The sequence below is a fragment of the Maribacter sp. HS genome (assembly GCF_048059195.1).
Classification (GTDB): domain Bacteria; phylum Bacteroidota; class Bacteroidia; order Flavobacteriales; family Flavobacteriaceae; genus Maribacter; species Maribacter dokdonensis.
In genome coordinates, this window is record NZ_JAYLVV010000005.1 from 192,019 (window position 1) to 214,231 (window position 22,213).

The 22,213-nt window shown below is 35.8% G+C and carries 19 protein-coding genes; 9 read left to right on the top strand and 10 right to left on the bottom strand.

All coding sequences use genetic code 11. The features are described from left to right. Positions 1–26 precede the first annotated feature (26 nt). Together VBZ51_RS13755 and VBZ51_RS13760 are read right to left on the bottom strand one after the other, a co-directional pair. Positions 27–1,331 (bottom strand): RagB/SusD family nutrient uptake outer membrane protein, encoded by a 1,305-nt coding sequence (locus tag VBZ51_RS13755; protein WP_099191688.1) that lies wholly within the window; start codon positions 1,329–1,331, stop codon positions 27–29. Between the two features lie 10 nt (positions 1,332–1,341). Next, a complete protein-coding gene (locus VBZ51_RS13760) occupies positions 1,342–4,431 on the bottom strand; it encodes a SusC/RagA family TonB-linked outer membrane protein (protein WP_416577298.1) in 3,090 nt (1,029 codons plus the stop codon). 200 nt (positions 4,432–4,631) lie between these two features. Here VBZ51_RS13760 and VBZ51_RS13765 point away from each other — a divergent pair, with 200 nt between their 5' ends. Continuing rightward, entirely contained in the window at positions 4,632–5,387 is a 756-nt protein-coding gene (locus VBZ51_RS13765) for a DeoR/GlpR family DNA-binding transcription regulator (RefSeq protein ID WP_210706658.1), read from the top strand. A 113-nt stretch (positions 5,388–5,500) separates the two neighbouring features. On the opposite strand, the gene mnmE is transcribed toward VBZ51_RS13765, so the two are convergent. After that, complete coding sequence (mnmE, locus tag VBZ51_RS13770; protein WP_416577299.1) at positions 5,501–6,898, bottom strand: tRNA uridine-5-carboxymethylaminomethyl(34) synthesis GTPase MnmE; 1,398 nt, start codon at positions 6,896–6,898, stop codon at positions 5,501–5,503. A 111-nt stretch (positions 6,899–7,009) separates the two neighbouring features. Between mnmE and VBZ51_RS13775 the strand changes: the two genes are divergently transcribed. Both VBZ51_RS13775 and VBZ51_RS13780 read left to right on the top strand, forming a co-directional pair. Beyond that, entirely contained in the window at positions 7,010–7,417 is a 408-nt protein-coding gene (locus VBZ51_RS13775) for a hypothetical protein (RefSeq protein ID WP_071341853.1), read from the top strand. Positions 7,418–7,489: 72 nt separating this feature from the next. Further along, positions 7,490–7,858 carry a DUF4870 domain-containing protein gene (locus VBZ51_RS13780; RefSeq protein ID WP_058103241.1) on the top strand — a complete coding sequence of 123 codons (369 nt, stop codon included), beginning with the start codon at positions 7,490–7,492 and terminating at the stop codon, positions 7,856–7,858. Positions 7,859–7,929: 71 nt separating this feature from the next. Here the strand turns inward: VBZ51_RS13780 and dnaN are convergent, their stop codons facing one another. Continuing rightward, a complete protein-coding gene (gene dnaN, locus VBZ51_RS13785; RefSeq protein ID WP_416577300.1) occupies positions 7,930–9,048 on the bottom strand; it encodes a DNA polymerase III subunit beta in 1,119 nt (372 codons plus the stop codon). A gap of 277 nt (positions 9,049–9,325) precedes the next feature. Then, a complete protein-coding gene (locus VBZ51_RS13790) occupies positions 9,326–10,156 on the bottom strand; it encodes an SAM hydrolase/SAM-dependent halogenase family protein (protein ID WP_058103239.1) in 831 nt (276 codons plus the stop codon). 130 nt (positions 10,157–10,286) lie between these two features. Here VBZ51_RS13790 and VBZ51_RS13795 point away from each other — a divergent pair, with 130 nt between their 5' ends. Further along, on the top strand, positions 10,287–11,240 hold the full coding sequence (locus tag VBZ51_RS13795) for a PhoH family protein (protein WP_074673268.1): 954 nt from the start codon (positions 10,287–10,289) through the stop codon (positions 11,238–11,240). A gap of 8 nt (positions 11,241–11,248) precedes the next feature. Then, positions 11,249–12,205 (top strand): phosphoribosylaminoimidazolesuccinocarboxamide synthase, encoded by a 957-nt coding sequence (locus VBZ51_RS13800; protein ID WP_074673270.1) that lies wholly within the window; start codon positions 11,249–11,251, stop codon positions 12,203–12,205. 2 nt (positions 12,206–12,207) lie between these two features. Here the strand turns inward: VBZ51_RS13800 and VBZ51_RS13805 are convergent, their stop codons facing one another. The 3 genes from VBZ51_RS13805 to VBZ51_RS13815 form a co-directional block, all read right to left on the bottom strand. Next, entirely contained in the window at positions 12,208–12,864 is a 657-nt protein-coding gene (locus VBZ51_RS13805) for a PolC-type DNA polymerase III (protein WP_058103236.1), read from the bottom strand. Next, positions 12,864–14,783, bottom strand: a complete 1,920-nt coding sequence (locus VBZ51_RS13810; RefSeq protein ID WP_416577301.1) for a DUF294 nucleotidyltransferase-like domain-containing protein — start codon at positions 14,781–14,783, stop codon at positions 12,864–12,866. Before VBZ51_RS13810 ends, VBZ51_RS13805 begins: the two co-directional genes overlap by 1 nt. Before the next feature lie 70 nt (positions 14,784–14,853). Further along, positions 14,854–16,278 carry an L-serine ammonia-lyase gene (locus VBZ51_RS13815; protein ID WP_416577454.1) on the bottom strand — a complete coding sequence of 475 codons (1,425 nt, stop codon included), beginning with the start codon at positions 16,276–16,278 and terminating at the stop codon, positions 14,854–14,856. Positions 16,279–16,464: 186 nt separating this feature from the next. On the opposite strand from VBZ51_RS13815, the gene dnaK reads away from it, so the two are divergent. Both dnaK and VBZ51_RS13825 read left to right on the top strand, forming a co-directional pair. After that, a complete protein-coding gene (gene dnaK / locus VBZ51_RS13820; protein WP_058103234.1) occupies positions 16,465–18,369 on the top strand; it encodes a molecular chaperone DnaK in 1,905 nt (634 codons plus the stop codon). A 102-nt stretch (positions 18,370–18,471) separates the two neighbouring features. After that, positions 18,472–19,401, top strand: a complete 930-nt coding sequence (locus tag VBZ51_RS13825) for a hypothetical protein (RefSeq protein ID WP_416577302.1) — start codon at positions 18,472–18,474, stop codon at positions 19,399–19,401. A gap of 2 nt (positions 19,402–19,403) precedes the next feature. On the opposite strand, the gene VBZ51_RS13830 is transcribed toward VBZ51_RS13825, so the two are convergent. Together VBZ51_RS13830 and VBZ51_RS13835 are read right to left on the bottom strand one after the other, a co-directional pair. Then, positions 19,404–19,961, bottom strand: coding sequence for a GNAT family N-acetyltransferase (locus VBZ51_RS13830; RefSeq protein WP_416577303.1), 558 nt, complete (start codon positions 19,959–19,961; stop codon positions 19,404–19,406). After that, on the bottom strand, positions 19,961–20,602 hold the full coding sequence (locus VBZ51_RS13835) for an alpha/beta hydrolase (protein ID WP_416577304.1): 642 nt from the start codon (positions 20,600–20,602) through the stop codon (positions 19,961–19,963). The genes VBZ51_RS13830 and VBZ51_RS13835 overlap by 1 nt, the downstream gene beginning before the upstream one ends. A gap of 63 nt (positions 20,603–20,665) precedes the next feature. Between VBZ51_RS13835 and VBZ51_RS13840 the strand changes: the two genes are divergently transcribed. Both VBZ51_RS13840 and VBZ51_RS13845 read left to right on the top strand, forming a co-directional pair. Further along, a complete protein-coding gene (locus VBZ51_RS13840) occupies positions 20,666–21,088 on the top strand; it encodes a PaaI family thioesterase (RefSeq protein ID WP_058104270.1) in 423 nt (140 codons plus the stop codon). 1 nt (position 21,089) lies between these two features. After that, on the top strand, positions 21,090–22,202 hold the full coding sequence (locus tag VBZ51_RS13845; protein ID WP_416577305.1) for a chorismate-binding protein: 1,113 nt from the start codon (positions 21,090–21,092) through the stop codon (positions 22,200–22,202). The last annotated feature ends 11 nt before the right edge of the window (positions 22,203–22,213 follow it).

The window sequence follows — 22,213 nt, forward strand, 5'->3', positions numbered from 1 at the left end:
GATAGTGGTTGTTGAATTTAAACTTACTAAGAAGTGGGGTTTGCGGGGGTATTTGTGTTGTTGTCTCTTTCAGAATTAGGGTAGGGGTAATAGTCCCTGTTTCTTTCGGCATCCGTTTCCGTTGCACCTGGTCTATCGAACCTTCTGCTGTCCTCTAAAGAGAGTCCGGTCAAGTATAATTCTACTCTTCTATTCTTATAAATTTCATCTAGAATTGCAGATTGTTCCAAAGCACCATCATACTCGGGTAGATTTGCACCTAAACCATAAATGTCAGAACTGGATGTTTTGGTTAACACAGCATTCAATTCTGTTACAGCACTTGTTAAATCATTACTTCTAGCATATGCTTCAGCTTTTATCAGCATTATTTCGCCCGGAAGATATACTGGTATTTCATCTACATTGTCACTCCAAAAACCTACAACCTGGTAATTTGGTGTTTCGGCTTCCAAATCTTCAGCGGTTATATAGAATGGTATTCTCTCGTCATTTTCATCGGGTAATAAATCTGTTGGTAGACCGAATGTTAAATCTTTGGCTTGGGTCACATTTTGTGAGCCAAACCAAAATGCTAAAGGATTAGGGATAGATGCATCATACTCCCAAGTAGATTTTACTGAAAGATCAACATTATTGGCAGCTGTAATTGCCGCGTCATAATTCCCTGCCATTAAATTAAACCTTGCTAACAGCGCATTAACAGAATTTTCAATATCAACAGAAGTAAAGATATCTGCAGTAATGGATGTATCTAAACCTGCATCAATATATCCCTTAGCTTCGTTCAAGTCAGCTATTACATCATCTAAAACAGCAGAACGTTCAATAAAATCTGCATCCTCAACAATTTCTAGTGGTATGCTTTCAAAATATTGAATTAGTGTACCGTGAGCCAGCGCTCTATAGAATAGACCGTAGGCTTTTAAAGAACCCGAAACAGAAGTACTTTCGCTAACATCATCAGCGGCATCGATCACTGTAGTAGCTTCCTTTCGGGTTAATAATGCATTGGTCCAAGTGTTAATTAATAATTCATTGCTTCCGCTAACATCATCTCCTCCAAGTAAGATTTCATTTTCACCAAGGTTTCCAGGATTCAATAATCTTAATTCATCAGTATTTAATCCAGAAATATGTGTGCCTGTGTAAATTAATCCGGTTCTTTCTGTACTCCATCTTTGCTGAACACCATTGATAAGGCGTACCAGATTATCTGTGTTGTTGACTACATCTGGTTCTAATGTAGAATTAGGATCCAAATATTCAGTATTACAAGACGTGGTTGCAATGAGCAATGTGATAGCTATTGTTTTTACTATATTTTTCATATCTGTCTTTTTAGAAGTTAGCGCTTAGTGATAATGAGATTGTCATTGGAATTGGCACGTTACCAAAATTCACTGAGCGCAATAAGTTTGATTGCCCTCCAGCATTTGTTTCAGGATCATAGCTAAAGAATTTGTCAAAAGAAACAAGGTTTCTTCCAATCAATGAAAGTCTTACATTTTCTAAACTAGAGTTGAACAATGACGGAAATTCATAACCTAAAGAAACTTCTCTAAGTTTAACAAATGAACCATCTTCAATTCTGAATTCTTCTATAGGATAAATACCAGCGATATATCCTCTAGGTAACTCTCCTGTTAATTCTTGCGCTGCTAATTGACCAACACCTACACCTTGTCTGGTTCTTTTGTCAGCATCAAAGACATCAAAGCCCTGTACCGCTTCCCAAAGCATACTGAAATTGAAATTCTTGTATGTAAGGTCAGTCCCAATTCCAAGGATGTAATCTGGATTAGGGTCACCAATAACTTTTCTTAAGACATCTCCAGTCGGTTGTCCGTCTGCATCACGCTGTGGTGTATTGGTTGTAAGGTCACCTCTTTCTTGTTGAGGAACCCCAACCGGACTACCATCTGTAGATTCACCTGTTAATATTAATTCGCCATTGTCATCTGTAGCATAGTAAGTACCATAGAATACGCCCAGAGCTTCACCTTCTCTTACAATTGGCGGAGCACCGGTTACACTTTCAATAGTAATATCGCCACCTACCGTGCTTAGTACCTTGTTTCTATTACTACTATAGTTGAAATTAAGATCCCATGTTAAATCATCAGTTTTAATAGGTGTGATTTTTGCATAAAGCTCAATACCGTTATTACGCATTGTACCAACATTTTCTGTTCTTGTTGAGCCACCTAATGAAGGTGCCAATACACGACTTACAATTAAGTCTTCAATGTTTTGACGGTAATAGGTAAATAATAATGAAGCCCTGTTGTTAAAGAAACTTAAGTCTGTACCTATTTCAAATTCTTTTGTACGCTCAGGCTTTAATCCTTCGTTACCCAATCTGGTATTTTGTTGTAATGTTGAGGAGCCTAAGTAATCATTTGAGGTATAGCTGCCATATCTTTCATAAGGACTTATTGCGGTTAAGTTACCGGCTTCACCGTATGATGCTCTTAACCTTGCGGAATTCAAGAAACTTTCCGTATTCCAAAATGGCTCATTTGAAAGAACGTAAGATCCAGAAACTTTTGGATAGAAATTAGATCTTTCGTCAACATCAAAATTTGTAGCCCCATCAATTCTGCCAGCTAGTGTTAAAAACAATTTGTTATCCCATGATAAGGTCTCTTGTAAAAAGAATCCGTAAATATCCAAGTTGGTGTCAATGGGTTGTGTTTGTAATGGAATTGTAGGTTCATTATTGTTATCCAACCCTCTTCCTTGAGTTCCTTCAAAAGAAAGTTCACTACTTTGAAAACTATATCCTGCAGTTGTAACCGAATTTAATTTATCCGTAATATTGGTGTTGTATGCCATGTTAATGTCATAGTTCCAATTAAAAACTTTAGCCTCTGCGCTACCAATGTATCCATCATCATAATACGCAGGGTTTACATTTTCATAAGGATAAACTGGTATATAGATGTTACCTTTTTGATTGTAAGTGTCAACACCAATAATTTGATCTATAGATAACTTTTCAGTGGGCTTAATTTTAAGATGTAGATTAGGGATAAAGTGATTTACATCTTGAGTAATATCAAAAGTTTCAATAATTGTCAATGGGTTAACTCTGGTGTTTTCTACAGCCATTAAATTCCCGTTAGCATCTCTTTGAGTGATGTCGAATGTGTTGTTGGTTATATTTATAGAGTTGATTGGACTCCAAAAAACATTACCATCTGGTTTTTCATCAGACTTACTATTTGCATAGTATAACCCTAGGTCATAAGACATCCAATCGGTTACTTTATGATTAAAATTAACTCTTGCAGAAAATCTATCGAACTTGGTGTTTTTGATGATACCTTCATTGGTCAAATAGCCAATAGAAGCCATATAGCCCATTTTTTCATTACCTCCTTTTGTTGAGAAATAATTGTCGCTACCGAAACCGGTCTGGAAAATCTCATCTTGATAATCATATCTAGTAGTTTCAAACTTATCGGTTGATAAATTTCTGTACGTTGTAAGGGCATTTCCGTCATTTGGGTCAAAACCAAATATTGGCCATAGCCTGCCAGAAAGATCACTGTTAGGTACAGTTTCAAATTCTTCACCTATGAGGTTTAAATCTAGTTTCTTACGAATTGTATTTACGCTGAAAGTAGATTTAAAATAAAATTCTGGTCCGTCTTCATAATTGCCACCCTTTTTTGTTGTTATTACCACAACACCGTTAGATGCTCTAGAACCGTAAATTGCAGCAGCGGCAGCACCATTTAAGATGTTGACATTTTCAATATCGTTGGGGTTAATGTCTACCATTCTATTTTGTCCTGGGGCAGCATCGCCCGCATCTACATTTAAGTTGGTAACATTGGTAGTTAAGTTACTGGTGATTACTCCGTCAACTACGTATAAAGGTTCTGAAGATCCTTTGATCGTACTTGGTCCTCTAAGTCTAATAGAAAAACCACCGGCGGGATCACCTGAATTTTGTGTTATTTGTGCACCAGGAACTTTACCTTGTAAGGATGTCGTGATATTTGCAGGTGAAGCTTTTACTAGCTCTACCGACTTTACGGTAGTAATGGCGTTACCCAATTTTTTTCTAGATTGGGTAACAGATGAACCCACTAGAACTACTTCGTCTAAAGCATTTGAATCTTCCATCAAGGTAACATTGATAGTTTGATTCATGCCCGTTAAAGCAATTTCTTCTGTTTTGTAACCAATGTAACTAATAACTAGTGTTTTGCTATTAGAGTTAGAAAGCTGTATGCTGAAATTACCATCAAAATCGGTGGAAGCCCCCGTAGTGGTTCCTTTTAACAAGATGGTAGCGCCTGGCAACGGAAGGCCGTCTTCGGCAATAACAGTACCTGAGACTGTTGAAGTTTGTGCATAAGTACTGAGTGAAAATAGCATCAGCAAGAGCACCGAGAGAACATGATAGGTTTTCTTCATAATATTAGTTTTAAGTAGTTGTGCTAACAAACCTAGCAGAATATTTTATGTTTTGCAATATTTTATTGCAACAAAGCAATTAAATCTAGAAATATTTATTGTATTCTAAAATGAGGTATATGTTTTGCAGTATTTTGTTGCAAATGTTAGTTGTTTATTATTAATTTGATATCCTTGTAATAGTTTTTAAAGAATATATTTTGCAAAAAACCGATAGACATCAAGTAATAGTAGAAGAGGTTCAGTTACATAATAGGGTGTTATTGACAGATTTAGCCAACATTCTAAATGTGTCAATGGATACCGTTAGGCGAGATATAAAAGAGCTTGATGAGTTAAAGAAATTGCGAAAAGTTCATGGAGGAGCAATCTCTAACGGATTCAATACCTATTCCGATCGGTCTAAGGAGATTTTTGAACAGGACAGTAAAGTGAAGATTGCAAAAAAAGGCATCTCTCTTTTAAAAAATGGTGATGTTGTTCTTATAAGTGGGGGGTCTACCAACTTGGAGCTTGCTAAACTTATTCCTAGAAAAATGGACCTTACCTTTTTTACGCCAAGTTTACCTATGGCAATTGAACTTTTGAATAATAAAACTCATCATCATGAAGTATACATAATAGGAGGTAAGCTGTCAAAGGAATCCCAATTGGTTACCGGTGGAGTGTCTATTAATAGTTTAACGGATATTTCTGTGGATGTTTGTTTTTTAGGTACTGGATATTTGGATAGTGAAAAAGGTATTACGGAAACCGATTTGGAAATTGCGCAGTTAAAGAAGGCTATGATAGATTCATCAAAAAGATTGGTGGCTTTAACCATCAGTAAAAAGTTAAATACTGTAAGTCGTTATAAAATATGTGAAATTAATACACTAACTGATTTAGTCACAGAGCTAGAGCCCTCTGCCAAGATTTTAGAATCCTACAGGAGTAAAGGGGTTAATCTGGTATAATAATTTTGAATAAATAAATTCCAAGTAATAATAAAATCTATAGTAACTATATTTGATTCAGGGTTTTCTTAAGCTTAAGAATTTAATCGTATTTATATATATGTGAACTTCTTTTACTTCCCGATACAAAAATTAGCGAAAATATTTCCTAACAACTCATCATTAGTTACTTGACCGGTAATCTCACCTAAATGATAAAGTGCTTCGCGAACGTCAATGGCCATTAAGTCACTAGAAATTTCTGCTTTCATACCAAACTGCACTTTTTCTATTTCTTCTAAAGCTTTTAATAGGGAGTTGTAATGACGGGTATTGGTGACAATGGTTTCATTATTTCTGAGTGCTCCTGTATTTACAAATTCCAGAAGGCTGTTTTGTAAATCTTCTACACCTTCACCTGTTTTTGCAGATAGGTATTTTACTTCGTCTAAATGAGATGTAATTTTTTCCTTATCCGTTTCAGAAAGGGTATCGGCTTTATTTACTAGAAGAACCAAGGGCTTTAATGGATTCTTATTTTTTATTTTCTCAAAATCGATTACTGTATTTTTTAACTTTTGGTCATTTACCAGAAGTTTTGATCCATCAACGAGTAATAAAATAACTTGTGCTTGTTCAATTTTTTCAAAGGTTTTTTTAATACCCATTCCTTCCACAACATCTTCGGTTTCCCTAATTCCGGCAGTATCAATGAACCTAAAGCCTATGCCGCCAATAGAAATTTCGTCTTCTATGGTGTCTCTGGTGGTTCCTGCTATATCGGACACCAAGGCACGCTCTTCGTTTAAAAATGCATTCAATAGTGTAGATTTACCTACATTTGGCTCACCTACAATTGCAACAGGTATTCCATTTTTTATCACATTGCCAACAGCAAAAGAGTCAATCAATCCTTGAAGTACCTTTTGAATTCTGGCCAATAATTCTTTGAACGCGGTACGATCGGCAAATTCTACATCTTCTTCTGAAAAATCGAGTTCTAATTCTATTAATGAGGCAAAATTGAGAAGCTCTGTACGTAAATGTTTTATTTCATTGCTGAACCCCCCACGCATTTGTTGTATGGCAATTTGATGGCTTGCTGCATTATCACTAGAAATAAGATCGGCTACTGCCTCTGCCTGACTAAGATCCATTTTTCCGTTAAGAAAGGCACGTAACGTAAACTCTCCAGGGTCTGCGGTTCTGCAACCATTTCTAAGAAACAATTGAATGATCTGCTGCTGAATATATGGCGAGCCGTGACAAGATATTTCTATGACGTTTTCGCCTGTGTATGAATGCGGATTTTTAAAAATAGAAACAAGGGCTTGGTCCATAACATTTTCACCATCCATGATATAACCTAAATGAATGGTATGGGTTCTTTGGTCTTTAAGAATTTTGTCTGATGCAGACTTAAAGTGCTTAGAAGCAATTGTGATGGCATCTGGACCAGAAAGTCTTATGACCGCAATTGCTCCTGCCCCTGCAGGAGTGGCCAATGCTATGATAGTTTCCGTTTTAATCATCGTGCAAAAATAATCATTTAATAACTGTTCTTCTTTTCTTATTTTACTGGTATTTTGTTTTCAGTATTCATTTATATAGTAATTTTACACGGTTTAAATTTTAATCAGAAAATGAAAAAAGTATTTGTTTTAGTTGTATTTATGTTTGTTTCTATTACAGGTGTTGCTCAAAGTGATACTGATGGTTCTTCTACCGAGATTACTATAGAGGAACAGAAAGAAATGGAAGAGGTTAAAAAGAAAGTAGAAAAAGCGGAGGCGAAAGCCAAGAAAGAAAAGAAAGAAGCTGCTGAGAAAAAAAAGCAGGAGAAACTTCAAAAGCAGATCAAATCGAAAGAGAAATCTATTTCAAGTGAAAAGAAGCAAATTGAAAAACTACAGTCTCAATTAGAGAAAGGAAAGTTAAAAGGTACGCTCTCTCCGGTCGATATTCAGAAAAAAGAAGATAAGATAGCTAAGGGTCAAATGAAGATCATGAAAGAGCAAGAAAAATTAAAAAAACTGAATAGAAAATTATAATTTATTCTTTTTTGTAACAATTACGGGGGTTGTGCGTCTTATTTATAGTATTCATCATTAAATCAATCAAAAATGGAACTAGTAAATAAAAACGCAGTCGCAGTACGTGAAGACCGAAATCTATTGGTCATAACGCATTTATCTCAATATTTAGATTTTGTAACAGGCTTTGGCGGACTTCTTGTGCCGTTGGTAATTTGGTTAACCACCAAAGACACGGTTATAGGAATGAATGAACATGGTAAGTCTGTAATTAATTTTCAATTATCATTGATTTTGTATCTGATAATTGGTATTCCTGGTATTTTATTATTTGGACTTGGAATCTTATTGTTGGTTTTTGCAGGAATTTTATCTTTGGTAATGCCTGCTATTAACGCCATAAGAGCTAGTAACGGAGAATCGCCAAGTTATTTTGGTACCATACGTTTTATCTCATAAGCTAATTTATAAAGCAATAAAAAAGGGTCAGTTTTTAAACTGACCCTTTTTACTATTTTAAACTTAGGAAATTAACTGTTCAACATAACAGGCATTACCAACATGGTTACATATTCACCTTCATCCAAACCGTCTGAAGGAGTAAGTATACCGGCACGGTTAGGTAAACTCATTTCTAAAGAAACTTCGTCTGAACTTAAGTTGTTCAGCATTTCAGTTAAAAATCTTGAGTTAAATCCTATTTGCATATCATCACCTTGGTAAGAACACGTTAATCTTTCTTCTGCCTTGTTAGAGTAATCAATATCTTCTGCGGAAATGTTCAATTCAGCACCGGCAATTTTTAATCTAATCTGGTGCGTTGTTTTATTTGAGAAAATAGAAACCCTTCTTACTGAACTTAAGAATTGATTTCTGGCTATCGTAAGTTTGTTTGGATTCTCTTTAGGTATTACCGCTTCATAGTTTGGATACTTACCATCGATCAATCTACAGATAAGCTCTGTGTCTTCAAAACTGAACTTGGCATTACTTTCATTGTATTCTATAAGAACGTCAGATTCGCTGCCCGCCAAAATTCCCTTTAATAAGGTTAAAGGTTTTTTGGGCATAATGAATTCTGCTACCTGTGAGGCCCTAACATCTGTACGTTGATATTTTACCAATTTGTGAGCATCTGTTGCTACAAAAGTTAAATTCTCTGGTGAAAATTGAAAGAAAACACCGCTCATTACAGGTCTTAGGTCATCATTACCGGCAGCAAAAATGGTTTTGTTGATAGCAGTGGCAAGAATATCTCCAAGTAACGTTGTTGAACTAGGGCTAGTTAATTCCACAGCTTTTGGAAATTCTGCCCCATCGGCATATGCTAAGGCATATTTACCGTGATTAGAACTAATTTCTACGGTATTGTTATCTTCAACAACAAATGTCAAAGGTTGTTCCGGAAAAGTTTTCAACGTTTCTAAAAGTAATCTGGCAGGTACTGCAATGGTACCCTTGTTATCCGAATCTACCGTTATAACGGAACTCATAGTGGTTTCTAGGTCAGACGCTGATACAGTTAGTTTGTCCTTTTGCAAGTCGAACAGGAAATTATCCAGTATTGGTAATGTATTACTGTTGTTGATTACACCTCCTAATATTTGGAGTTGTTTTAGCAAATAGGTACTTGAAACTATAAATTTCATTCTTTAAATTTTATTGATATTGTTCCTGAAATCATCAAGAAAAATAGGTTTTAATCCTTAATGTTGGCAGTTTTCATTATCAACAAAGATATTTTAATTGCCCTTTTTAAGGAAACAAACTTATTAACAGTTTGTTGTTGGTCAAGGTACGGTATACTACTAGTTTTTACGGCATTATGCTCATATAATTTTCATAAGTACATTAGTTATTAACTTTTACCGTTTTGAGTTTTATTAAAAGTACACCTGTTAAAACAAAATATTTCTGTTTGTAAGGCTACTCAAAATCTACCATAATCGTATCCCTGTAATCTAATCCTAATAGGGTAGAGGCTCCGCCTACGGTAGTAAGGTTACTTTTAAATATTGCCAATTCTATATAGTTAGATGAATTAAATATCGCCAATAAATCTCCTGCACTTTTTCTCTGGCTCTTCTCTAAACTGTAATCTATAAAATCATTATATGCTTTATGGATCGTGTTTATTTTATGGTTACGAACCAATAGCGTATACGGTCTATCTTTGCGATAAGCGTCAAATAGATTTTTTCTAATATTAGTTACCACATTGCCATAGTTGTCTATATAAATGACACTGCCAATAATTTTTTTGCCTTCTTCAGTAATTCTAGGTGAAAACTCCCTTAGGTCCCTAAGTTCGGTAAATGGCTTGCCTACCAATTCTAAAGTACCTCCACGGGCTATATGACAGGCAACTTGTATAAAGACATTAAGCACGGGAAAAGAATTTGCAATAGAATCCGGTAAATTTATTTCAAACACTTTTTCGGGTGTCATTTCAGAAGTGATCAACCCTATAACACCGGTATTTGCACTTATAAAATAATGACCGTTTACCAATGCTACAATATGTTTATTGTCCGGGGTTTCTTCTGAGTCTACACCAACTATATGTATAGTGCCTTTGGGAAAACTATTGTATGAATTAGATAGCACGTAGGCACATTCTTGAATGTTGAATGGCATGATGTCATGCGAAATATCAACAATTTTAGCATCGGGCAATTCGGTATATATGGAGCCTTTCAATACAGCTACAAAGTGATCTTTAAGTCCAAAATCTGTTGTGAGGGTAATTATTGCCATACAGCAATGTTGATATGTTTTTGGTTAGTCAAACTTAAAATTTGCTTAAATTTGATATACAAAACTAAACAAAAAAACAGCGATTAGAAATTAATATTCGCTAACTATAAATCATTATAAAAACGACTGTTTGAACGAGATAATTCTAGAACTTACCGAAATTAGCCCAAGAGAATTTTTTGGGCAGCAAAATGAGCATATTGATTTATTGAAAAAGTACTTTCCGAAGTTGAAGATTGTTGCCCGTGGCAATAAGATAAAGGCTTTTGGGGACGAAGAACTTCTGGAAGAGTTTGAGAGGCGGTTTGATATGCTTACACAGCATTTCATCAAATACAATAAATTAGATGAAAATAGTATTGAGCGTGTACTTACCAGCTCTGATGACGAAGAATTGAAATCTTCAAAGAATAGTGGTGAAACTTTGGTACATGGTGTTAGCGGTAGGTTGATCAAGGCACAGACAGCCAACCAACGTCGCTTGGTTGATGCTTCTAAAAAGAATGATATGGTTTTTGCCATTGGACCTGCCGGAACTGGTAAAACTTACACCGGTGTTGCGCTTGCGGTAAAAGCTTTAAAAGAAAAACAGGTTAAAAAAATCATATTGACCAGACCAGCGGTTGAAGCTGGTGAGAACTTAGGTTTTTTACCAGGTGATTTAAAGGAAAAGCTAGATCCTTATATGCAGCCTTTGTATGACGCGTTAAGGGATATGATTCCGGCGGAGAAGTTGGTGCATTATATCGAAAACGGAACCATACAAATTGCCCCAATGGCCTTTATGCGTGGTAGAACCTTGGATAATGCCTTTGTTATATTAGATGAGGCGCAGAATACTACCCATGCCCAAATGAAAATGTTTTTGACAAGAATGGGTAGAAATGCACGATTTTTAATAACTGGTGATCCAGGGCAAATAGATTTACCACGTAGAACCATTTCTGGATTAAAGGAAGCTTTACTTATTTTAAATAATGTAGAGGGTATAGAAATTATATATCTAGATGACAAAGATGTAATACGACATAAGTTGGTGAAGAAAGTAATCGACGCGTATAAAACTATAGAACATCACAATTAAAAAATTTCATGGCAAATAATACTATTTACGAAACAGAATTTAATTTTCCTGGTCAAAAAGATGTCTATAAGGGCAAGGTAAGATCGGTATACACATTAGAAAATGATAGGTTGGTAATGATAGCGACCGATAGGTTGTCTGCATTTGATGTGGTTATGCCCAAAGGAATTCCTTATAAAGGACAGATTTTGAATCAAATTGCAACTCAAATGATGGCTTCTACCGAAGATATTGTGCCTAATTGGCTAACGGCAACACCTGACCCAAATGTAGCAGTAGGCGTAGCTTGTGAGCCTTTCAAAATTGAAATGGTTATTCGTGGATATTTATCTGGTCATGCCGCTAGGGAATATAAATTGGGCAAAAGAATGCTTTGTGGCGTTGCAATGCCAGACGGAATGAAGGAAAACGATAAATTTCCCAATCCGATAATTACACCTGCGACCAAAGCGGAAATGGGTGATCATGATGAGGATATTTCTAAAGAGGATATTTTAAGTAAAGGGATTGTCTCTAAAGAGGATTATGCCTTACTGGAGAAATATACTTATGCTCTTTTTGAAAGAGGCACAAAAATAGCTGCAGACAGAGGTTTGATTTTAGTGGATACCAAATATGAATTTGGAAAAACCAAAGAAGGTGAAATTGTATTGATAGATGAAATACATACCCCAGATTCTTCAAGGTACTTTTATTCTGAAGGGTATCAGGAAAGACAAGATGCCAATGAGCCTCAAAAGCAATTATCAAAAGAGTTTGTAAGACAATGGTTGATTGCCAATAATTTTCAAGGTTTGGAAGGACAGACGGTACCTGAGATGTCAGATGAGTATATTGAATCGGTTTCGGAAAGGTATATTGAATTATATGAGCATATCACCGGAGAACCTTTTGTAAAGGCAGACACTACGCATATTCATGATAGAATCAACAGAAACGTTTTAAATTATCTTGAGAGTCTATAGTGTTACCTTATCAAAGATTTGAACGTAAAGTTTTTCTTTTCTTTTAATCTTGAAATGATTTTTAAAAAGGCGACTGCTGTTATGTAAGCGTCGCCTAATGCAGTATGCCTATCTTTTTTGGAGATAGAGAACTTTTCTGCAAGCTCATCTAATGAATACTGGGCTTTGGGCTGCACCAAATAAGATTTTAAAAGGGTTTTCTTATAAATTACACCGGTATCTAAGACCTTGTTTTTTAATTTGGGTAAACCATGCCTTTCTAAAGCGGTATTTAGCATCCCCATATCAAAACCTGCATGGTGCGCAACGATAATGGCATTGCCAACATAGGCCAAGAATTTTTCTAAGGCTAGAATTTCTTGAATACATTCTCGTTGTCCATTTTTCAATAAACCGTGAACAGGAACGGTTTCTTTATTGAATTTTTCTTGTTCCAAATAAATATCAAAGACTTCCTGTACAGAGATGGTTTCCCCTTTGACCTTTACAGCACCTATTGAAAGTATTCTGTCTTCTTCAAAACTAAATCCTGTGGTTTCTGTATCAAGTACTACAAAAACAAGTTCATTGAAATTTTTACTTTGAGGTTCTTTAAAGAGGTTCTCGTATTTCAACCAAAAATCAGGTAAATGCTTGGGTGTTTTTTTAAATAGCCTCATTATCCTAAAATATTGGTGACCTTAAAACGAAGCGTGATCAATTCTTGTATTTCTTTTATCGCTTTAAAGGTGCGCTTCAATTTCATTTTTTCTTGCTTTGTCAATTGCTCCAATTCAATAAATCTACCAGAATCATGATGTAAAAGCCCTTGTCTTGTTCTAAATTTAAGTAAAGCCTTTGTAGCGTAAGAGCAAGCTAAATATAATTCTTGATTGTTTGGTTCCAACTCCGCCAATTTTTCATAACGCTCCCAAGTGTTGCTAATAGCTTTTACTGAATGCGATAATATTAATACCCTGGCTGCATCTATCAAAGGTCTTAATGCTCTACTTTTTAAATCGAAAAAATCTTTATGCTGTCCATCCTGCTCTACTAAAAACTGTCTAAAGAAGCCGGTGGGTGACGGACTCTGTAATGCGCCATTTGCCAAATGCACCAAGAAAATAGGGTACTTTTCTACAGTTCTAAATATGTGTTCAGACATGTTGTCCAACAAACTTCTTTCTCCATATGCCAAACTGTAATCAAAAAATATGGATGACATTAATACTTCATTTGGTCCAGGGTTGCTGATCCAGTATGATAGTTTATTTTTCCATTCTTGTAAACTTAAACACCATTTAGGGTTTGATGACATCATATCTGCAGGACAATACTCATATCCAATAGTATTAAGTCCTTTGGTTATATGTTTGGCAAGCTCTAAAAAATACGTGGTAGTCTTTGGTAAATCCTCTTCTGGCACATCTTCAAAAACTAAGGCATTATCTTGATCAGTGTGTAACAATTGTTCACTTCTACCTTGACTTCCTAAAGCCAACCATGCAAAATTGGTTGGTGGAGGGGTGTCCATTTTTGCTATGGATATTTCTACTACTTGTTTTATACAGGTGTCATTAAGTTCTGAGATAATTTTTGCGATTAACCCTAGTGGAATATTTTGTTCCAAATACCCCGTTAAAAGCACCATAATACTTTTTCTGAGCTGCTTTATTTTCTTTATGCGCGTTGTTCGTTTTATGGCTTTGACCAAAACTGCGGGGTTGTCACCCAAGGAAACCATTACGTCATGTTTAGATAATATACCTAAAGCTGGAGTGTTTGGAGTACCGTCTTCGGTGATCACCAAATGACTGATGTTACTTTTCATCATAGCCATTTGAGCTTGTGTAATGGTTAGATTTTTTGGGTAGGTTATTACCGGTGAAGCCATAATGGTCTTTACCGATGCGGTTATAGGCTGTTTGCCCGTTATTACCTTATTTCTAAAATCTTTATCTGTTATGATACCTACAGGTAGTTCTTTGCTGACAACAAGAATAGATCCTATTTGCTTTTTGGTCATTATCTCTGCAGCCTTTTGTATTGTAGTACGTGTTGAACAGGTAATCAGCTTTTTAGAATAACTAGCTAATTGTAAATCTGGTAGTACTACTTCATTATTGGTTGCTTCACTGTCTTCCGTATCGTAAAGCTGACCTTTTTGACTTTTGGCGTAAGGGTTGCGCGTATTGGAGGCAAAACTCTCCATTAAAAAAATCGTTACTTGCTCGTTCTGTTTTGCAATTGGTTTGAATATGTCTATAGGAATACCATAGATAATAGATTCTTCATGTGCTCTAGCCTCTAATTTGTAGTTTTCATTGGCAAAAAGCGGCCGTAGACCAAAAATATCGCCTTCATCGCAATAGTCAAGAATATTGGAGGTCGTAGGGTTGTTCAACGTTACCGCGCCCTTATGAACCAAATAGAAATGAGCGTGTTGGTTTTCATCAACAGAGAAAATGATGCTGTTTTTCTCTTTATAAATAATGACTACGTGTTCGGCCAATTGAAATAATGACTTATGGTCAAGGGCGTTGAACGGAGGGTAGTTCTTAATAAAATCCGCTACTCTTTCAGAAATAAGATTTTTCATAAATTAAAGATGATAAAAAAGGTCCGGACAATGTTTGCGCTTTCATGACAAAAACCAGCTTGTTTTAAGCTTAGCAATCACTTAAGAAAACGCCTACTGCAAGTCCGCCTTCAGAGGTTTCTTTGTATTTAGAGTTCATATCCTTGGCGGTTTCCCACATGGTCTGTACAACTTTATCTAGCGGTACTTTAGCTGCATAAGGGTCAGAACCCAATGCAAGTTCAGCGGCGTTTATAGCTTTAATGGCTCCCATAGAATTTCTTTCTATACATGGTATCTGTACCAGACCACCTATAGGGTCACAAGTAAGTCCTAAATGATGCTCCATGGCTATTTCCGCAGCCATGAGAACTTGTTCTGGAGTGCCGCCTAAAAGTTCGGTCAAAGCTCCCGCTGCCATTGCTGACGATACTCCTATCTCTGCTTGGCAACCACCCATGGCCGCTGATATTGTAGCTCCTTTTTTAAAGATACTTCCTATTTCTCCCGCCACTAATAAAAATTGTTTTACATGCTCAAAATTACCGGCATGGTTTTCAATGACCATGTAATACATTAATACGGCAGGTATAACACCTGCACTACCGTTTGTAGGTGCAGTGACTACACGGCCCAAAGAAGCATTTACTTCATTTACACTTAGGGCAAAACAGCTTACCCATTGCAAAATTTGCCTAAATTTTACCTCGGTTTGTCTAATGCTTTGCAACCATTCCTGCGGTGTAGAATAGGGTAGGTCACTTTTTAATTTATTATGCATTTCAAATGCCCTGCGCTTAACTTTTAGCCCGCCAGGTAAAGTACCTTCGGTATGGCATCCGGTGTACATGCACTCTAGCATGGTAGACCAAATTCTATCAAGTTCGTGGTCTATGACCTTATCTTCTCTTAAAGAACGTTCATTCTGCAAAACAAGGTCAGATATCTTTAGGCCTTCATTTTTGCAGAACTCAAGTAACTCAGTCCCTTTTTGCACAGGAAAAGGAAATTTTTTGAACATGTCAACTTTGCGCTTGGCATTTTTTCGGTCTTCTCCAATTACAAATCCACCGCCAATAGAATAGTAGGTTTTTGAGATTTTTCTTCCAGATTTCAATTTTGCCTGAAATTTTAGACCGTTAGCATGAAAGGGCAAAAACTTCTTATTGAAAATAATATGTTTGTCCGGATCAAATACAATACTGTACTTACCGTCTAAAAGCAACACATGGTCATTTTTTATTGAAGATATCATAGGATCTATACTTTCAATAGGCACTAATTCCGGATCGGCACCCAATAGCCCTAACATTACTGCGTAGTCTGTGGCATGCCCTTTACCCGTTAATGATAGAGAGCCATACAAATGTACCTCTACTTCTTCAACGTTTTCAAGATTGTTTTTAGAGTTTAACCGTGCCAGCCAACGTTCTGCGGCACGCCATGGTCCAAGAGTATGTGAACTGGAAGGACCAACGCCTATCTTTAACATATCAAAAACACTAATGCTTTCTATCTCCAAATCTTATTAGTTTTGTAGGCTAAGGTACAATGTTTCGGCAACCTTTTACCATACTAAATTGGCATATTTAATTTCCTTTAAAACATAATAATGACATCATGTCAGTTTTTTGTGCTTGGCATATTGTTTGTCATTTACATATCGATTGTAAAATAAAGCACTTAATTTAAAACATATAAAATGAGTAAGATTATAGGAATAGATTTGGGTACTACCAACTCCTGTGTTTCCGTAATGGAAGGTAATGAGCCAGTGGTAATTCCAAATGCAGAAGGAAAAAGAACTACGCCATCTGTCATCGCTTTTGTTGATGGTGGTGAAATTAAAGTTGGTGATCCAGCAAAAAGACAAGCGGTAACCAACCCTCATAAAACCATTTATTCTATTAAAAGGTTTATGGGTAATAAATTTTCTGAATCAAGTAAAGAGGCAGGAAGAGTACCTTATAAAGTTGTTAAAGGAGATAATGATACGCCTAGAGTAGATATTGATGGCCGTTTATATTCTCCACAAGAATTATCTGCAATGATTCTTCAGAAAATGAAGAAAACTGCAGAAGACTATTTAGGTCAAGATGTTTCACGTGCGGTTATTACCGTACCAGCATACTTTAACGATGCACAGAGACAAGCAACCAAAGAAGCTGGTGAAATTGCCGGTTTAACTGTAGAACGTATCATTAACGAACCTACAGCTGCATCTTTGGCTTACGGTATGGATAAAAAAGATACCGACCAGAAAATAGTTGTGTTTGACTTTGGTGGTGGTACACATGATGTATCTATATTAGAGTTGGGCGATGGAGTATTTGAAGTATTGGCTACTGATGGTGATACACACTTAGGTGGTGATGACGTAGACCAAAAAATCATTGACTGGTTGGCAGAAGAGTTCAAGGCTGAAGAAGGCTTGGATCTAAGAGAAGACTCTATGGCGTTACAACGTTTACGTGAGGCTGCTGAAAAAGCTAAGATAGAATTGTCTTCATCTGCACAAACGGAAATTAACTTGCCTTATGTTACCGCAACTGCTTCTGGACCTAAGCACTTAGTAAGAACTTTGACTAGATCTAAATTTGAGCAATTGATTGCTGATTTGGTAAAGAGAACTATTGAGCCATGTGAAACTGCTATGAAAGCAGCGGGACTTTCTAAGAGCGATATTGATGAGATTATCCTAGTTGGTGGTTCTACTAGAATACCAGCGGTACAAGAAGCTGTTGAGAAATTCTTTGGTAAAAAACCTTCTAAAGGTGTAAACCCAGATGAGGTTGTTGCTATTGGAGCAGCTATTCAAGGTGGTGTTTTAACTGGTGATGTTAAGGATGTATTGTTATTAGACGTTACACCACTTTCATTAGGTATTGAAACTATGGGTAGTGTAATGACAAAGCTGATTGAAGCTAATACTACAATACCAACGAAAAAATCTCAGGTGTTCTCTACGGCAGCGGATAACCAACCATCGGTTGAAATTCATGTATTGCAAGGGGAAAGACCTATGGCAAATGATAACAAGACCATTGGTAGATTCCATTTAGATGGTATTCCACCAGCAAAGAGAGGTACTCCACAAATTGAAGTAACTTTTGATATCGATGCTAATGGTATTATTAAGGTTTCTGCAACTGATAAGGCAACGAACAAAACTCAAGATATTCGTATAGAAGCTTCTTCTGGATTAACTGAAGAGGAAATCAAAAAGATGAAAGCAGAAGCAGAAGCTAATGCCGAGTCTGATAAGAAAGCGAAGGAAACTGCTGATAAGCTAAATGAGGCCGATGGTATGATTTTCCAAACTGAGAAGCAACTTGAGGAATTTGGAGATAAATTATCTGATGATAAGAAAAAGCCGATAGAAGAAGCTTTAACAGAGTTGAAAGCAGCATATGAGACAAAAGATATAGCTGTAATTACTCCTGCTTTAGATAAAATCAACGAAGCTTGGAAAGTTGCATCTGAAGAGATGTACAAAGCACAAGCTGAAGCTCAAGGTGGTGGTGCTCCTCAAGGAGAGCCAACTGCAGACGGTGGTGCTTCTGAAGGTGATAATGTTGAAGACGTCGACTTCGAAGAAGTAAAGTAATATAACTTTAACTTGATATATAAAAGGGGCGGTATTTACCGCCCCTTTTTACTTTTACGGTAATTTATTTTGAACCACGTATTATTAAAGTAATTTTACCGTATGATAAGAAAATACTTTCAGACATTTTCAGTTGTTTTCATTTCGATTATAGGGACAATACAAAGTCAAGAGATTCAGATTTTCACCGTTGAAGATTTTGATTTGACGGGTAACGTAAAAAAGTGTTTGGTAAGCACCGACTATGGTAAAGAGGAATATGACTTTAATAAAAATGGTCTTTTGACAAAATCGGTTACCAGATATAATGATCAAGATTATGACGTGGTTTATTACAAGTACGGTAAAGGGGAGTTGTTAGAAAAGCGCTCTGAATCATACAGAAATAATGCTTTTGATGCCAGTACGTCAATAGCTCATTTCTATGAAATAGATTCTACGGATAACCTTAATATACAAGAACGGATATTTTCTTATGATAAACAGTTTTTAGATGAGTACATCTATTATTATGACGAGTTTGGTGATTTAATTAGCATTAAAAGAACTAACAATGATGGTACGGATATTACCCAAATAGAGCATAAGAAGTTTAAAGGTGAGAATACGGTGACCTATCTATTGAACGAAGTACCTTTAAAATCTATTCGAACATCTACTTTAAAGCCTAAGAATAAACCGGTACAAAAAGTTGTGTTGACCAAAGAGTATTTAAATGGTGAAGAGAATTTCGCTTTTGAAGAGGTTTATAGTTTAGGTGGTAAGTTAATGGCTGAACAGGAATTTGAATATGATGGTGTTGCTGAAAAATTTGTACCTACCACTAGAACTACTTATGAATACGATGAGAAGGGAATGTTGGTAACCGAAACTGCAAAGAGAGGAGCGGGAATCATAAAAAAGGAATACATCTACCAATACGATAATTCAGAGTTTGGCAACTGGGTAAAACAAATAGTTACACCTGATAATACCTATACAACTAGAAAAATAACGTATTACCCACTAGTGTCTAAAACGGTTGAAGAATAATACTATTGATTTTTCTTTATCCATTCAGTACGCAGTAAGCCATAACAACACGTGTTTCTTTTAAAGCCATCTAAGAGGTAGACATCCTTTCTTAAAATACCTTCTAAAACACATCCTATTTTTTCTACTGCTTTTCTAGATGCGGTATTACGCTCGTCTACACGAAATTCCACTTTTTCAAAATCTAAAGTGGTAAAGGCATAATCAAGCATTAATTTTTTCATTTCCGTATTTAACCCAGTACCCTGAAATTCACGACCTATCCATGTAGAACCTATATGTAGTACTTTGTTTTTATAATTCATATTCATATAACGGGTGCATCCGGCATAAACACCTTGCTTTTTATCATATATTATGAATGGAATGCTAGTGCCTGCCACTAATTGTTGTAAAGCTATTGTTACATAATTTTTTAAGCTGTTGGGCGTAGCAATATCGGACGGAGAATATTGAACTAAATTTTCTTGAGATGCTATAGGTATCAATACTTTGTAGTTATCCATTGTTAATGGACTTAACCTTACCCTTTCATTTTCTAGAGTTACTTGACCTTTCATTATACTAACTGATTTATAATTTCTTTTTTTACTTCATGTACACCGTCAAAACTTATATGTTGAATATTATCTCCAAATAACAAATGAATTTTTTCGCTTTCTTTTGATAATCTTTCAGGACTAAGATATTGGTCTTTATCTCCAATAATGGATATGACTTTGGTGTCTTTGTTTAAAAAGTTGAAATCTTGTTTCTTGAGTTCATTGGGCAAACCACCTGCGTAGATAATCAATTTTGAACATTGAAGTTTAGAATAAGCCAGATACCTTGTAGCTATTGAAACTCCTTGAGAAAATCCGAAAAAAATAATCTCACAATGTTCTGGCAAATTTTCGTTTTCCAATACCGCATTAATATAATTAAAAACGTTTATGGTTTCCAATGATGTATTTTCTTTGGTCAACCAACTTGCCCCCACATGTTTGTATTCATTTTTTAAATAGTATTTAGAAGGTGCTTGGGGTGCAATAATATAATTTTCTTCTTTGGGCAGGTCTGCAAAATATTTAAGAAAAAAACGGCTTAAGTACCCAATGCCATGGAAAACTAACCAGACACGTTTTGTTTGGCTATTTAATTCATTTAAAGTCTCATAGGTATTGGTGGTATGATATGAGACGTTTTTAACTTTCTTGTTCATGTATTTGCAATTCTTCTTAGCTTTTCAATTGGTAATGTAATGCTTAATTTTACAAAAAAAAGGATGAACGACTACAAAGAAAAAATTTTAAAGATCTGTAACGAAACTTCTAAGAATACCTTAATGGAAACATTGGATATTGAGTATATAGATGTTGGGGAAGATTTTTTATTGGCTAAAATGCCAGTTACGTCAAAAGTTCATCAGCCCGACGGTGTTCTGCATGGTGGTGCGTCTGTGGCATTGGCAGAAAGTGTTGGTAGTGCGGCATCCTATATATTTTTGGATGGAAATAAGTACTTTGTAAGAGGTTTGGAAATTGCTGCAAATCATGTAAAAAGCATAAAGGATGGTTTTGTTTATGCAAAAGCTACCATTTTACACAAGGGAAGAACCACACAACTGTGGGAAATAAAAATAACCAATGAAGCAGATCAATTAATCTCGCTTTGTAAACTAACTACAATAGCATTACCCAAAAGCTAGTATGCCGCAAGAACTTTTTGATCAAGTTGAAACCTGTTTAAAAGAACAGTTACCATTTGTATTGTATAGAAAGCCCAATAACGCTGAACTCATTGGGATATTTCAAAGTAACGATGAGGTTCACTATGTTAAAGATTTTACAGAAACGGGTTTCGTTTTTGCACCCTTTAATTTAAATGACAATGCCATATTGTTAAAGATGGATGTTGTTATTAAAGCTTTGTATGAGCAAAGTGAGATAAATGATCTTAACCAAAATGTGTCAGTAGCGTACAATGAAATAGAAAAACTTAGATATCTTAATTTGGTTTCATCTGCAATTAAAACTATTGACAAAGGTGATTTTAATAAGGTAGTATTGTCTCGTAAAATTGAGGTTGAATTTAAAGAAGACGTATTAGAGGTATACCAACATTTGTTGAATACCTATAAAAAAGCATTTTGTTACTTCTGGTATCATCCAAAAATTGGTTTCTGGATGGGGGCAACGCCAGAAATACTGGTAGAAAGAAAAGGTTCTCAATTTTCTACTATGTCGCTTGCGGGCACACAGAACTCTTATAAATCTGAAATGCCAAAATGGTCAAAGAAAGAATTGGACGAACAACAATTGGTGACAGATTATATCTTAAACGCTTTAAAGGAAAAAACGGTTTTATTAAAAAGCTCTGAAAGAGAATCTGTAAAAGCTGGTCAACTTTGGCATCTTAGAACGGAAATAAAAGGTACTTTTTCTCCTAATAATTTTGGCACTGTATTAAAAGCACTGCACCCAACACCGGCTGTGTGTGGTACACCTTTGGCTAGCGCCAAGGAATTTATTTTGAACAATGAGATGTACGATCGCTCGTTTTATACAGGTTTTCTTGGGGAGTTGAATATTCAAGAAGAAGTGTCAAGAAACAGAAATAGAAAAAATCAAGAAAACAGTGCCTACCGAAGTGTTGCAAAAACATCAGAGCTCTTTGTGAATTTACGATGTATGCAATTGCTGAAAGATAAAGCGGCTATTTATGTAGGTGGTGGTATCACAAAAGATTCCAATCCAGAAAGTGAGTGGGAAGAAACCGCTTTAAAAAGCATGACAATGCTTCGTGTATTAAGCGGTAATTAGGCACGCAATTT

Excerpts from the sequence above, each read along its gene's own strand:
- VBZ51_RS13755 (WP_099191688.1), bottom strand. The coding sequence starts at position 1,331 with ATGAAAAATATAGTAAAAACAATAGCTATCACATTGCTCATTGCAACC.
- VBZ51_RS13760 (WP_416577298.1), bottom strand. The coding sequence starts at position 4,431 with ATGAAGAAAACCTATCATGTTCTCTCGGTGCTCTTGCTGATGCTATTT.
- mnmE (WP_416577299.1), bottom strand. The coding sequence starts at position 6,898 with ATGATTAAAACGGAAACTATCATAGCATTGGCCACTCCTGCAGGGGCA.
- VBZ51_RS13775 (WP_071341853.1), top strand. The coding sequence starts at position 7,010 with ATGAAAAAAGTATTTGTTTTAGTTGTATTTATGTTTGTTTCTATTACA.
- VBZ51_RS13780 (WP_058103241.1), top strand. The coding sequence starts at position 7,490 with ATGGAACTAGTAAATAAAAACGCAGTCGCAGTACGTGAAGACCGAAAT.
- dnaN (WP_416577300.1), bottom strand. The coding sequence starts at position 9,048 with ATGAAATTTATAGTTTCAAGTACCTATTTGCTAAAACAACTCCAAATA.
- VBZ51_RS13790 (WP_058103239.1), bottom strand. The coding sequence starts at position 10,156 with ATGGCAATAATTACCCTCACAACAGATTTTGGACTTAAAGATCACTTT.
- VBZ51_RS13800 (WP_074673270.1), top strand. The coding sequence starts at position 11,249 with ATGGCAAATAATACTATTTACGAAACAGAATTTAATTTTCCTGGTCAA.
- VBZ51_RS13805 (WP_058103236.1), bottom strand. The coding sequence starts at position 12,864 with ATGAGGCTATTTAAAAAAACACCCAAGCATTTACCTGATTTTTGGTTG.
- VBZ51_RS13810 (WP_416577301.1), bottom strand. The coding sequence starts at position 14,783 with ATGAAAAATCTTATTTCTGAAAGAGTAGCGGATTTTATTAAGAACTAC.
- dnaK (WP_058103234.1), top strand. The coding sequence starts at position 16,465 with ATGAGTAAGATTATAGGAATAGATTTGGGTACTACCAACTCCTGTGTT.
- VBZ51_RS13825 (WP_416577302.1), top strand. The coding sequence starts at position 18,472 with ATGATAAGAAAATACTTTCAGACATTTTCAGTTGTTTTCATTTCGATT.
- VBZ51_RS13830 (WP_416577303.1), bottom strand. The coding sequence starts at position 19,961 with ATGAAAGGTCAAGTAACTCTAGAAAATGAAAGGGTAAGGTTAAGTCCA.
- VBZ51_RS13835 (WP_416577304.1), bottom strand. The coding sequence starts at position 20,602 with ATGAACAAGAAAGTTAAAAACGTCTCATATCATACCACCAATACCTAT.
- VBZ51_RS13840 (WP_058104270.1), top strand. The coding sequence starts at position 20,666 with ATGAACGACTACAAAGAAAAAATTTTAAAGATCTGTAACGAAACTTCT.
- VBZ51_RS13845 (WP_416577305.1), top strand. The coding sequence starts at position 21,090 with ATGCCGCAAGAACTTTTTGATCAAGTTGAAACCTGTTTAAAAGAACAG.